This window comes from Roseateles sp. DB2 (assembly GCF_051857535.1).
Lineage (GTDB): Bacteria > Pseudomonadota > Gammaproteobacteria > Burkholderiales > Burkholderiaceae_C > Roseateles_B.
In genome coordinates this window covers 294174-305824 of sequence record NZ_JBPZGY010000001.1, presented here as the reverse complement: position 1 = coordinate 305824, position 11651 = coordinate 294174, and the positions used below count along the sequence as shown (strand labels likewise).

11 protein-coding genes are annotated in these 11651 nt (G+C 68.4%); 5 read left to right on the top strand and 6 right to left on the bottom strand.

Annotated features, from left to right (window positions below):
- Positions 1-314 precede the first annotated feature (314 nt).
- Positions 315-1073, top strand: a complete 759-nt coding sequence (locus ACS5PK_RS01285) for a hypothetical protein (RefSeq protein ID WP_439438467.1) — start codon at positions 315-317, stop codon at positions 1071-1073.
- A gap of 157 nt (positions 1074-1230) precedes the next feature.
- On the opposite strand, the gene ACS5PK_RS01280 is transcribed toward ACS5PK_RS01285, so the two are convergent.
- The 6 genes from ACS5PK_RS01280 to ACS5PK_RS01255 all read right to left on the bottom strand — a co-directional run bounded on the left by ACS5PK_RS01280 (position 1231) and on the right by ACS5PK_RS01255 (position 7140).
- Positions 1231-2085, bottom strand: a complete 855-nt coding sequence (locus ACS5PK_RS01280; RefSeq protein ID WP_439438466.1) for an OmpA family protein — start codon at positions 2083-2085, stop codon at positions 1231-1233.
- A gap of 44 nt (positions 2086-2129) precedes the next feature.
- On the bottom strand, positions 2130-2531 hold the full coding sequence (locus ACS5PK_RS01275; protein ID WP_439438465.1) for a DUF4398 domain-containing protein: 402 nt from the start codon (positions 2529-2531) through the stop codon (positions 2130-2132).
- Positions 2532-2630: 99 nt separating this feature from the next.
- Positions 2631-3827 carry a glycosyltransferase gene (locus ACS5PK_RS01270; protein WP_439438464.1) on the bottom strand — a complete coding sequence of 399 codons (1197 nt, stop codon included), beginning with the start codon at positions 3825-3827 and terminating at the stop codon, positions 2631-2633.
- A gap of 12 nt (positions 3828-3839) precedes the next feature.
- A complete protein-coding gene (locus ACS5PK_RS01265) occupies positions 3840-4847 on the bottom strand; it encodes an amidohydrolase family protein (protein WP_439438463.1) in 1008 nt (335 codons plus the stop codon).
- 11 nt (positions 4848-4858) lie between these two features.
- Entirely contained in the window at positions 4859-6091 is a 1233-nt protein-coding gene (locus tag ACS5PK_RS01260) for a glycosyltransferase (protein WP_439438462.1), read from the bottom strand.
- Between the two features lie 167 nt (positions 6092-6258).
- Entirely contained in the window at positions 6259-7140 is an 882-nt protein-coding gene (locus tag ACS5PK_RS01255) for a hypothetical protein (protein WP_439438461.1), read from the bottom strand.
- 460 nt (positions 7141-7600) lie between these two features.
- Between ACS5PK_RS01255 and ACS5PK_RS01250 the strand changes: the two genes are divergently transcribed.
- From ACS5PK_RS01250 to ACS5PK_RS01235, 4 genes are all read left to right on the top strand, one after another.
- Positions 7601-7966 carry an HU family DNA-binding protein gene (locus ACS5PK_RS01250; RefSeq protein WP_183104100.1) on the top strand — a complete coding sequence of 122 codons (366 nt, stop codon included), beginning with the start codon at positions 7601-7603 and terminating at the stop codon, positions 7964-7966.
- 211 nt (positions 7967-8177) lie between these two features.
- Entirely contained in the window at positions 8178-10043 is a 1866-nt protein-coding gene (locus ACS5PK_RS01245) for a B12-binding domain-containing radical SAM protein (protein WP_439438689.1), read from the top strand.
- A 9-nt stretch (positions 10044-10052) separates the two neighbouring features.
- A complete protein-coding gene (locus tag ACS5PK_RS01240; protein ID WP_439438460.1) occupies positions 10053-10469 on the top strand; it encodes a hypothetical protein in 417 nt (138 codons plus the stop codon).
- 119 nt (positions 10470-10588) lie between these two features.
- Positions 10589-11614, top strand: coding sequence for a thioredoxin family protein (locus ACS5PK_RS01235; RefSeq protein ID WP_439438459.1), 1026 nt, complete (start codon positions 10589-10591; stop codon positions 11612-11614).
- Positions 11615-11651: the final 37 nt, after the last annotated feature.

The following is an 11651-nucleotide window of genomic DNA, read 5'->3' as shown; positions in this document are numbered from 1 at the left end:
GCCGCACTTGCCTGCGGGCTCGCGGCGAGGGGACAGCGGGCCCGGCCTCGCTGCCGCAAAACTTGCCGTCACCGTCTCTTGGCGAGCCTTGGGGCATGGCACGACGCTTGCCGACAACAGGCACGCGGCGCGCGGATCGGCCCCCATGGGTCGTCCCTGGCGACAGCTTCCCTCCCGGGGAGCAGTTGTCAGGTGCGCCTCATTGATGGGCATCACTGACGCGCTTCACTGATGCGCTTCACTGATGCGCCTGCCTTCTCCGCCATTCCGGCGTCCGTCTTTCACCCACCATGACCATCAAGAAGGATCTCACGATGCATGTACGACACGGCCTCCAATCCGCTGCCCCCGCGCCGACCAGGAAGTCCTGGCGCGTCGGCCTCTGCCTGGCCTTGAGCAGCAGCTTCCTCGGCACGTCGGCCTTGGCCCAGACGGGCACGGGCTCAGGGGGCGGCAACACCGCCGGCACCGGCACCCTGCGCACCTACAGCCCCCCTGAGCCCGGCCTGGCCCAGCAGGACCAGCACGGCGGCAGCGGCGGCTATGGCAGCAGCTACGCCGGCAGCGACTACTCCTGGATCCCCTACACCCGCCGCGGCTATGTTGGCATCAGCCTGGGCAACTCGGACTATGAAACGCCTTGCGGCCCGGCCCCCCTGAGCTGCGACAACCGAGGCCGCTCCTTCGCCCTCTATACCGGCGGCATGTTCAATGATTTCCTGGGGCTGGAACTCGGCTTCCGGCACTATGGCAAGGTCGATCGCGCCGGGGGCAAGGCCCGGGCCTATGGGGGCAACCTCAGTCTGGTCGGGATGCTGGACCTGGAGAATGTCAGCTTCTACGGCAAGGCCGGCGCCATCTACGGCCACACCAGCATCACGGCCGATCCCCTGTCTGGCGTCATCGTGGGCACGAAGAACGGCTGGGGGCCTTCTGCCACCCTCGGGGTAGGCTTCAACTTCAACCGCAACTTCACCATTTCCCTGGAACGCAGCCGTGACCGATTCAAGCTACCCGGCGGTGGCAGCAGCTATGTGCAGAGCACCAGCCTGGCCTTGAAGTACCGCTTCTGACACGCACTGGCCGCTCTTGCGGTGCTGGCAAGGCGCATCAAGAGCCTCATGCGAAGAGGCCCACGTGAACTGACCCCCAGAAGTTGGACATCCCGTCCAGCCACTGGGGGTCAGTTCACGTGGGCCTCTTTCTCATGGCATGTGCAGAGCGGCGGCGTTAGCGGTAGTTCAGCCGCCCTTTGTCGTCGGAGAACAGGATCTCGACCCGGCGGTTCTGCTGGCGGCCGGCGGCAGTGGCGTTGTCGGCCACCGGGTATTCCTCGCCAAAGGCACGCAGTTCCAGGCGCTGCGGCGCCACGCCGGCCCGGATCAGCGCCTGGCGCACTGATTCAGCGCGACGCTGGGAGAGCCCCTGGTTCATGGCGCTGCTGCCCGTGCTATCGGTGAAGCCTTCGATCAGCAGGCGTCGCTCGGGGTACTGGCGCAGTACCTCGGCCAGACGCTCGATCGAACGGCGCACACCCGGCTGCAGATCTGCACGAGCTGTGGCGAACAGCATGTCCTTGAGCGTGACCATCAGGCCCCGCTGCGTGTTCTGGGCGCTCAGCTCGGTCAAGTCGCGCTGCAACGCCGCGGCACGGTCCTGCGCCTGCGCAGCGGCGCGGCGCGCCTCGTCTTCGCCACTGCGCGCTCTTTGCAGCTCCGCGTCCCGCGACTGCAGGCGCAGGCGATCGCGCTCGGCACCGGACTGCTGTACCTGCAGGTCCGCGTCCCGGCGCGCCGACTGCGCCCGCAAGGTGGAGAGCTGAGTGCTGGCCAGATAGGCCAGGTGCCGGGTCTGCTCCAGATTGCGTTCATCGGTGTAGTAACGCTGTGCCCGCGACAGCATGCCGCGGACCTGGGTCAGCTCGGTAGCGCCGTGGCGCTGCACCATGGGGTCAGCGGACGCTTCGCGGTACTCGCGCTCCGCGGCTTCCAGGGCCGGGTCCTTGTCAGGCAAGGTCTGGCACCCGGTCAGCACTGCCAGGGCGGCCAGCGCGGTCGCGGTAAGAAGGGTCTTGAGTTCGTGCATGGGGAGGACTCCTGCAATCGGGAAAAGGGCTGGGGGCTTGCGCATCAGCGCGAGGCGGCGGGGCTGGCAGGCTGCGCGGTACGGAGCTGCAGTTCCTCGCGCAGCGTCTGCAGGGACTGGTTGACCTCGTCCACCGCGCGCTTTGAGCGCTGCTGTGCGGCACGTGCCCGGGCCAGGTCGGCATCGGCCGCGGCCTCCTCCGCCAGGCGGTGCGCGCGCAGTCGGTCCGTTGGTGCAATCTGCCTGGCGCGCTCCAGCTTGCCCTGTGAGCGCGCCAGCTCGGGCGCCGACAGATCAGACGCTCCCTCGCTGCTGGCAGCGTCAATGGCGCCCTGGGCTGCGGCCAGCGAAGCCGGTGGTCCCTCGGGCGTTGCGCATGCTGCAAGAATCATCAGGCCGGGGATCAGCGATGCGGCACGCAGCCGCCGTGCGTAAGAAGGTGTCATGGCAGTCCTTTGTGTTCTGAGTCCTGGCGCAGGGGCAGTTTTCATGCCCGCCCCTCTTGCCAGGGACCGCGGGTGAAACCGCTTCAAGGACGCAGGGGGTCAGGACGCCCGGCCGACAGCACTGACCTCTTCCAGGCGGTGAGGTCCGTGGACAGGCCGGGCCAGGGTCTGCATCAGCGCTGCGACACGGTCCAGGCTGGGCCTGAGGTCCAGGCGGTCCACCATGTCCTGCCGAGCGGCGGTACCCATGCGCTGGCGCAGATCGGGCTGACCCAGCATCTGGCGCATGCGCTCGGCGATGTCCTCGATGTCTCGCGCAGCGACCAACCAGCCGCTGATGCCGTGCTGCACGATTTCCGGAATGCCGCCCACCCGCGTCGCGATGACGGGCAGGCCACTGGCCATCGCCTCCATCAGTGCCAGCGGCATGGCCTCGGAATGCGAGGCCGACACGAGCAGGTCGAGCTCTCGGTACAGCGCGGGCATGTCGTCCCAGTGCCCAGCCAGCAGCACGCGATGCCCGAGGCCCAGGCGCGCCAGTTCGGCCTCGAGCGGCGCCTTCATCGGGCCTTCGCCCACCATGACGAAGCGCGTGGCGTCGGGCAGACCTTCCTGCATCAGGGAGACGGCGCGCAGAAACTGCTCCGGCCCCTTTTCCGGCGACAGTCTCCCTACAAAGCCGACCAAGAGCGCGTCTTGCGCCAGGTCCAGCCGTGCGCGCAGGCCGCTGCAGGGACGCGGACCGGGGTGGAAGCAGCGGGTGTCGACGCCATTGGGCTCGCAGCTCAGTCGGCGCATGTCGACGCCAATGCCCAGCGCGTGATAGTAGCTGTGGCGGCACACCACGCTCAGATGGCTGCGTACGGCACGATGCACCTCCAGATCCAGCAGCGTGATCTGCCGCCCGTGGATGGTGCTCAGCAGCGGCACGTCACTGAGCCTGGACACCAGGCCCGCCAGCGCGTGCGCATTGGGCAGGTGGGCATGCAGCAGGTCCACGCCCGAGCTTCGCACCAGGGCCTGCACCATCTGGACCACGCTCCAACAAGGGTCCTCTGGCATCGGCACGCAAAACACCTCGGCGCCCAATGCCCGCATGGCGGTGCTGAAGCGGCCCTCGTAGGGGCACAGAAGGCTGACGCGGAAGCGGTCCCGCGGCAGGTGCTCCAGCAGACGCTCGACCCAGCGCTCCATGCCGCCCACGATGGCGTTGCCTACGAACTCCAGCACATGGAGGCGCCGCCCGGCTGCCGCTGCAGCGCCTGGTTTGGCGACGGCGACAGTCTTTCTTTCCATAGGTTTCCTGCTTCAGCAACAACGGGGCATCCAGCCCCAGCCGGAGCGGCCCTGGCGCAGACGCTGGCCGAGCCCCGGTGCTTCCGGTTCAGGCGCTTCCAAGGCAGGCGCCCCAGACTCCCAGGCGGCCTGCCGTGGCGTATCACACGGCGGGCCGTCTTCCTCCATTCCGAGCGGGCCGCCCCTGCGCGCGGGCTCGGCAGCAGGAGCGGCCTCGATCCCGAGCCAGGCCGCTGCGGTGCCCCACCAGATCTGCTCGCGAGCCGGCGCGCTCAGGCCCAGTTCGTCCATCAAGGCCTGCACCCAGTCGCGGCGTTCGCGCAGGTGCGCGCCGCTGCAGGGCAGAAAGCAGTCGCTGCCGAACTGCAGGGCCCCGGGGCCCAGCACCTCCAGCATGCGGGCCAGCACCTCGCGGCGGTAGGGCGGCGGGGGGCCGAAGGAGATGTCCAGCCGGAACTGCGCGCGCTCTGGCGGCACCTCATGGATGCGGTCGATGAGGGCCACCGCCAGGGCCTCGTCCGTCCAGGGCCAGCCCATATGGGCCAGCGCCACCCGCGTGCCGGGGTGGTCGCGCAAGGCCTCGCAATAGACCGGCCTGCAGAAGCGACCGGAGCGACCGTCGATGAAGATGCCGCTGTGAAAGAGCACGGGCAGGCTTAGCGAGGAGGCCACCTCATACACCCCGCGGGCCCGTTCCTCGAAGGGATACCAGCCGGTGGGCACCATCTTGACGCCGCGCAGGCCCAGGCCTTCGACGGCGTGGCGCAGGTCCTGCGCAGCATGGTCGTCGCGAGGGTCCACCACGGCGAAGCCGGTCAGCCGGTCCTCATACCCTCGCACCAGGCGCGCGAGATGGGCATTGGCACGCCGCAGCGAGGCCGCATCGCCCAAGGCATGGCCAGGGCTCAGAAAGGGTGCGAGGAGCACGCCTCGCTCGATGCCGGCCTCGTCCAGGGCGCGCAGCACGCTGGCGCTGTCCTCTCGACCACTGCAGTGCAGGTGGGCGTCGATGATCCTCATGGCGGGGCGCCTCAGCTGCGGCCCGCCCGTGCCGCCAGGGCCCCTGTCTGGGGCAAGGCGGCGGCGTGGTCTTGCGGGGCCGGCCGCAAGCCGCCCTGGAACGCAGACCGCGAGGCCTGGCCTGAAAGCCGCCGCGCCAGCGCCTCTTGCAGCAATTCATGCACCACCTGCGCGCTGCCATCCCAGGAGTAGGAAGCCACCACGTCCATCGCGTGGGTAAGGCGCTGGCGCCGCTGGGCAGGGGTCTCATGCAAGGCCTGCTCGCAGGCGCTGACGAAGGCTTCCGGCGTGCCTGCGATGCGGACCACCGCGCCATAGAGCCGCTCCACGTCCGGGACCCGCGTGCTCACCACGGGCTTCTCGCCGGCCAGGTACTCCAGGGTCTTTGTCGGGCTGATGAAGCGGGTGGACTCGTTCAATGCAAATGGCATCAGGCAGACATCCCAGCCGGCCATCAGGGCAGGGAGCGTCTCGTAGCGCTGGATGCCCAGCCAGTGGATATTGGGCCGCCGGGGCAAGGCATCCGGATCGATCTTGACCACGGGGCCGACCATCACGAACTGCCAGCCGGGGCGCGCATCGGCCAGATGGGCGAGCAGCTGCAGGTCCATGCGCTCGTCAATCACGCCGAAGAAGCCCAACCGAGGTTGGGTGAGGGTCCCTTGCAATTGATCGGCTCGTCGGACAGCAGCCGGGTCCTGCACCGCAGGCTGGAAATGCGCCACATCCACAGCGCTGGGCATGCAATGCACGCGTGGGTGCAGTGCGCGCTTGGCCTCATACAGGGCCGGGCCGCCGGTGAGCACCACCCCTGCCAATGCCATCAGCTCACGCTCACGCGCTGGCAGCTCCGCCGGGGCGCCCTTGAAGGCTGACAGCTCGTCCATGCAGTCATAGACCCACAGCACCGGATCCAGGGCACGGGCCAGAGGCAGGGCCATAGGCGTGTACAGCCAGGCGATGGGCGAACGCAAACCGCGGTCCTGAAGCGCACGGCGCAGCAGCGGGCTCAGCAGCTTGGCCTGCTCGGCATCAAAGCCCCGGGCGGGAAGGCTGGTGCGAGGGGTGAGCACTTCAAGCGAGCGCCCCTGCCAGCCGCTGTCCAGCCGGGCGGGTCCCGCATCATGGATTGGCTCCTCAACAAACAAGACCTGATGGTGCTTGGCCAGACGGGCCATCAGGTGCTGGGGTCGCTGGTAGACGAAGGACCAGCGCAGATGGCTGAAGACAACAAGAGGTGACATGGAGGTCCTGATGCCTGCGCCACGGGACTGGGACGCATGCCGATGACATCCCGCCGAACAGCGCAAGCCTGGGCACTAGGCGGGCGGGCCTTGCTGTGCCGGCCCCGGCCACAAGGGCGGAGCCGACGGGCATTGCAAGGCTTCGCCCGGGCGAGGCTTGATGGGGCTTACTTGGTGCGGCTGCTTGCAACGCCCGTGCTGGACGTGCCGCTGCTGGAGCTACCGGCGCCAGAATGGCTGCCTTCGCTGTTTTCGTCCCCGCTGCCGCTGGCTTGGCTGCTGCCAGCACTGTGGCCGGGGCTGCCGCTGTTGCCGGCTTGCTGCGGCCGTTGGCTGCGCCACTGGCTGAACTCGTCGGAGAACTTCTTGTAGCGGTCCTGGCGCCAGGAGTGGTAGTCGTTGTCCAGGTTGCGCATCTGCTCTTCGCGCCATTGGTGGTAGTCCGGATCGAAGTTCGCGTGCTGGCCGCCTTGCTGCCCGTAGCTGCCTCCCATACCGCCCTGGCCGCCGTAGCTGCCACTCATGCCGCCTTGGTTGCCATAGCCGCTGGGACCAGCGCCCATGCTGCCCTGGGCGCCGAAGCCGCTGTAGCCGCTGCCATAGCCCGTGCCCCCAGAGCCAATGCCACCCAGGTGCTGCCCCTGCATGGACTGCCCATATTGCGGCCCGCCCTGGCCGCCGTAGCCGTTGCCTGCGCCGGGAAGGTTGTGGCCATAGCTGCCGCTGTAGCCACTGCCGTAGGACTGGCCGCCGTGCTCACCGCCATACATGCCCTGGGCCCCGCCCTGATAGCCCCCTTGAGGGCCATACCCGCCCTGGTATCCGCCGTTGTCATGGCCAGCGCCAAACTGCTGCTGGCCCATGCCTCCCTGGCAAGCGCCTTGATAGCCTGCCTGACGGGAGCCTTGGCCGCCGCCCTGGAACTGCTCCTGATTGCGGCCCTCTTGACCCTGGGGTCGGTTGCCCGACCAATCGCCGTAGTTGCTGCCCGTGCGGCTGCGCTGGCCCTGGTCCTCGTGGCGGCCCTGGTTTCGACCCTGCTGGTTCATAGTGCATCCTTTCGCGAATGTTCAGAATTCATCGACCGACCGGGGCCGCGCAAGCAGGCCGGGCCAGGGCAGACATCGCCTGCCGGAACGGCCCTGGACCGCGCTGGGCCCCAGGTCTGCTGCAGCGTGGCAATCCCCATACCCGACAAACGCCGCTCGCAGCAGGCAGTTTTTGCCGCCAGCCGATGCAGCTGACGGGTTGCCGCGCCTCCGTCCCACAGCGGCCGACGGCATGACCGACACCACGACCGACACCACCACCGCCCGCCAGCGCAAGGGCCTTGCACTGGCCACGGACCGTCGGCCGCAAGCCCCGTGGGCATGGGACTTTCCCGCGCCTGGGCCCCCAGAGCCCCCTGCCCTTGGGACTTTTGCGCAATTCCCGGCTTGCAGGCCCCTGTTTATGGGGCACAATCCGCGCCGCCCGAGCCTGTTCGGGCTCAACCAAACAGTCACACGAATGAACAAGACCGAACTGATCGAACACCTGGCTTCCAAGCACGAGCTGACCAAGGCCGAAGCCGGCCGCATCGTCGAAACCCTGCTGGACGCCGTGGTCACCACGGTGAAGAAGGGTGGCACCGTGTCCATCCCCGGCTTTGGCTCCTTCAAGCAACATGCGCGCGCTGCCCGTACCGGCGTGAACCCCAGCACCGGCGAAAAGATCAAGATCGCCGCCGCCAAGCTGCCCAAGTTCACCCCGGGCGCAGGTTTCAAGGCCGCCGTGGATCCCAAGGCTGCCGCCCGCAAGGCTGCCAAGGCTGAAGCCAAGCCGGCTGCCAAGGCTGCCAAGGCCGCCAAGCCTGTTGCCAAGAAGAAGAAGTAATCGCCACGCAGGCCTCCGGCCTGTCTCGTGATTGCCAAGCCCGCTGTGGCGCACCCTGTGCCTAGCGGGCTTTCTCTTTGGGACGCCGCCGGCCCCGCAGCCGCGTACAGTTCACGCACAGGCTTCCCGCCGCCCCTGCCACTCCATCGCATCCTGCCCCGCCATCGTGCCCGCCGTGACCGACCTGCGTGTGCTCGCGCTCATCCCGCCGATGACGCAGCTGAACACGCCCTACCCTTCCACTGCCTACCTGACCGGCTTTCTGCGCTCGCGCGGCCTGCATTGCGAGCAGCGCGACCTGGCACTGGCACTGGTGCTGCAGCTCTTCTCGCAGGGCGGCGTGCAGCAGATGCTCGAGGCCGTGGAGGCGCTGGACCGCCGGCAGCAGACCGCGCAGACGCGCAGCTTCGCCGAGCAGTTCCCCGCCTACAAGGCCACCGTCGAGCGCGCCATCAGCTTCCTGCAGGGCCGCGATCCCACCCTGGCCCACCGCATCAACACCCGCCAGTTCCTGCCCGAGGGCGAGCGCTTCGCAGCCATCGACCACTACCTTGCTGACGAAGGCGAGGACCCGCTGGCCTGGGCCTTCGGCGCCCTGGGCCTGCAGGACCGCGCCCGCCACCTGGCCACGCTGTATCTCAACGACCTGGCCGATGTGCTGCGCGACGCCGTCGACCCCCGCTTCGAGTTCGTGCGCTATGCCGAGAGCCTGGCCACCGCCCAGCCCCATTTCGACCCACTGGCCGAGGCGCTCGCGGCGCCTCCCAACCTGATCGATCGCACCCTGCAAGACCTGACCCTCGCCGCGCTGGACGAGACGCGGCCGGATGTGGTGCTGCTGTCCGTGCCCTTCCCCGGCGCGGTGTATGCGGCCCTGCGCATGGGGCAGGCCATCAAGGCACACAGACCTGGCGTGAAGCTGGTCCTGGGTGGCGGCTTCGTCAACACCGAACTGCGCGAGCTGTCCGAGCCCCGCGTCTTCGACTACGTCGACTTCGTCACGCTGGATGGCGGCGAGCGCCCGTTGCTGGCGCTGCTGGAGCACCTGGCCGGGCAGCGCTCAGCGCAGCGCCTGGTACGCACCTTCGTGCGCGAGGACGGCGAGGTGCGCTGGCACCATCTCGCCGAGCCCGACATCCCCTTCGAGGACGTGGGCACGCCCACCTGGGACGGCCTGCCCATAGACCGCTACCTCTCGCTGCTGGACATGCTCAACCCCATGAACCGGCTGTGGAGCGACGGGCGCTGGAACAAGCTCACCGTGGCCCACGGCTGCTACTGGAAGAAGTGCAGCTTCTGCGATGTCTCGCTGGACTACATCTCCCGCTACGAGAGCGCCACGGCAGCCACTCTGGTCGACCGCATCGAGACCATCGTGAGGGAGACGGGCCAGACAGGCTTCCATTTCGTCGACGAGGCGGCGCCTCCGAAGTCGCTGAAGGCACTTGCGGCCGAGCTGCAGGCCCGCGGCACCGCCATCAGCTGGTGGGGCAATGTGCGCTTCGAGAAGACCTTCACGCCCGAGCTCTGCCAGCAACTGGCGGACAGCGGCTGCATTGCCATCTCCGGCGGCCTGGAGGTGGCTTCGGACCGCCTGCTCAAGCTCATGAACAAGGGCGTGAGCGTGGAGCAGGTGGCGCGCGTCACCAAGGCCTTCGCCGATGCCGGCGTGCTGGTCCATGCCTACCTGATGTACGGCTTTCCCACCCAGACGGTGCAGGACACGGTGGACGCGCTGGAATACGTGCGCCAGCTCTTCGAGAACGGCTGCATCCACAGCGGCTTCTTCCATCGCTTCGCCTGCACGGTGCACTCGCCGGTGGGCCTGAATCCCGAGCAGTTCGGCGTGAAGCTCCTGCCCCTGCCCGAAGGCCGTTTTGCGAAGAACGATGTCGGCTTCATCGATCCCACCGGCACCGACCACGACGCCATGGGCCGCGCGCTGAAGAAGGGCCTCTACAACTTCATGCACGGCATCGGTGTGGACGAGGACGTGCGCCGCTGGTTCGACGTGCGCGTGCCCAAGCCCACCGTCAAGCGCGGCCATCTCGCACGGGCGCTGGCGCAACAGGACTAAGGGCAGCACATGTGGCATCTGAGCCTGGCCTGGCTGTGGGTCATGGCGGGCCTGATCATCGGCCTCTGTCCCTTGCGCAGCGTCCTGTACTCCTGGTGGACGGTCGCCGTCCTGATCCTGGCCCTGCTGCTGTGGCGGCGAGGCCCCTGGCGCGGGCTGCTGCGGCCCAGACGCGGCGTGCGCGTCCTGTGCTGGGCCGGGCACGCCCTGATGCTGGCGGCCACGCTGCTGCTGCTCAGTGCAGGCAGCTCGCTGATGGAAGGTGCGCATGGCTTGGGCTTGGGCCTGCTGGTGGGGCTGCTGCTGCTGCCCCTGCCCTTCATCGGCGCCGCGGCATGGCTGTGCCAGCTCGCCCAGCTGTGGCGCCAGGCGCCCCTGAGCCCCTGTCCTGCACCGCCAGGGGCCGACAGCATTCACAAACGCTGACAAGTCCCTTCGCTGGACAGGCAGGCACTCTCACAGGCCTGTGAAATACTTCGCGCGCGATGGCAGCTGGTGCTCCGGCTGCTCCACAAGTCCATAAGAAGCGCCTCCGGGGAGCTCCCATGTCTTCGACCTCCAGATCCGGCCGGCTGGCCGGCATGTTCTTGGCTGCGCTGATGGCCGGTGCGGGCCAGAGCGCCCACGCTCAGGCGGCCGCCACGCTCACGCCCTTTCCTCGCGCCAGCGAGTACGCTCGGCACATCAATCCGCTGGAGCAGGGCACGCTGCCCATCTCCCCACCCGAGCGCAAGTCCGGTGGCGGCAAGCAGAGCCGCTGGCGCATGAGCTACGAAGGCGCGGTCAGCGTGCTGCAGTACGACCACAAGAACGACGACAGCCCCCTGCTGGTCGCCCGCCACTACGCCGGGCAGCTGAAGGCCCAGGGCTACGAGCTGGTAACAATCTGCGACATGCCCTGCCAGGCACCGGACGGCAGCACCGACAGCTCCATGAGCTGGCGTGACGAGCTGGACATGACCCGCCAGAAGCTGGACCTCTACCGCTTCGGCAATCGTGGCCTCTACTTCATGGCCTACAAGCCCGACGCCATCGCCGCCGTGCGCGTGGGCCAGTTCGGCGAGCGCCCCGTGTCCACGGTCAAGCTGGTGCAGTCCCCGAACCTGGACCTCGGCCCGCTGAAGGCCTGGATCGCCCAGCAGCAGGCGCCAACACCTGCCGCCGCCCTGCCGCCACCGCCCCAGCGCAGCGCGTCCGCAGCGCCCGTGGCAGAGCCGCCGGCCGGCCCGCCGAAGATCGTCGACATCGCCCCCAAGGACCTGGCCAAGTGGCTGGCTGAGCACCCCAAGCAACGCGCGGTGCTGCAAGTCACCAGCTTCGACCCCAACTGCGGCCACTGCGCCCGCGCCAATCCTGTCTATGCCGCGCTGTCCAGCCGACCGGTGCCCGAAGGCACGGTTTTCCTGCGCATGAGCTTCCAGCCCTGGCAGAGCGTGGGCCAGAGCCCGGTGGCCCAGCAGCTGGGCGTGAACGGCCTGCCGACCTATCTCGTGATCGAAGGCGGCCAGCAGACCCGCCGCCGCAATGGCGACTGGGACGAAGCCACGCTGCGCCGTGAGTTGATCGACTGAGACCCGGGCCTGACAGGGAAGGGCCGCCCTCGCGCTT

Bases quoted from the DNA above. Each gene is read 5' to 3' on its own strand.
- ACS5PK_RS01285 (WP_439438467.1), top strand. From the start codon at position 315: ATGCATGTACGACACGGCCTCCAATCCGCTGCCCCCGCGCCGACCAGG.
- ACS5PK_RS01280 (WP_439438466.1), bottom strand. From the start codon at position 2,085: ATGCACGAACTCAAGACCCTTCTTACCGCGACCGCGCTGGCCGCCCTG.
- ACS5PK_RS01275 (WP_439438465.1), bottom strand. From the start codon at position 2,531: ATGACACCTTCTTACGCACGGCGGCTGCGTGCCGCATCGCTGATCCCC.
- ACS5PK_RS01270 (WP_439438464.1), bottom strand. From the start codon at position 3,827: ATGGAAAGAAAGACTGTCGCCGTCGCCAAACCAGGCGCTGCAGCGGCA.
- ACS5PK_RS01265 (WP_439438463.1), bottom strand. From the start codon at position 4,847: ATGAGGATCATCGACGCCCACCTGCACTGCAGTGGTCGAGAGGACAGC.
- ACS5PK_RS01260 (WP_439438462.1), bottom strand. From the start codon at position 6,091: ATGTCACCTCTTGTTGTCTTCAGCCATCTGCGCTGGTCCTTCGTCTAC.
- ACS5PK_RS01255 (WP_439438461.1), bottom strand. From the start codon at position 7,140: ATGAACCAGCAGGGTCGAAACCAGGGCCGCCACGAGGACCAGGGCCAG.
- ACS5PK_RS01250 (WP_183104100.1), top strand. From the start codon at position 7,601: ATGAACAAGACCGAACTGATCGAACACCTGGCTTCCAAGCACGAGCTG.
- ACS5PK_RS01245 (WP_439438689.1), top strand. From the start codon at position 8,178: ATGACGCAGCTGAACACGCCCTACCCTTCCACTGCCTACCTGACCGGC.
- ACS5PK_RS01240 (WP_439438460.1), top strand. From the start codon at position 10,053: ATGTGGCATCTGAGCCTGGCCTGGCTGTGGGTCATGGCGGGCCTGATC.
- ACS5PK_RS01235 (WP_439438459.1), top strand. From the start codon at position 10,589: ATGTCTTCGACCTCCAGATCCGGCCGGCTGGCCGGCATGTTCTTGGCT.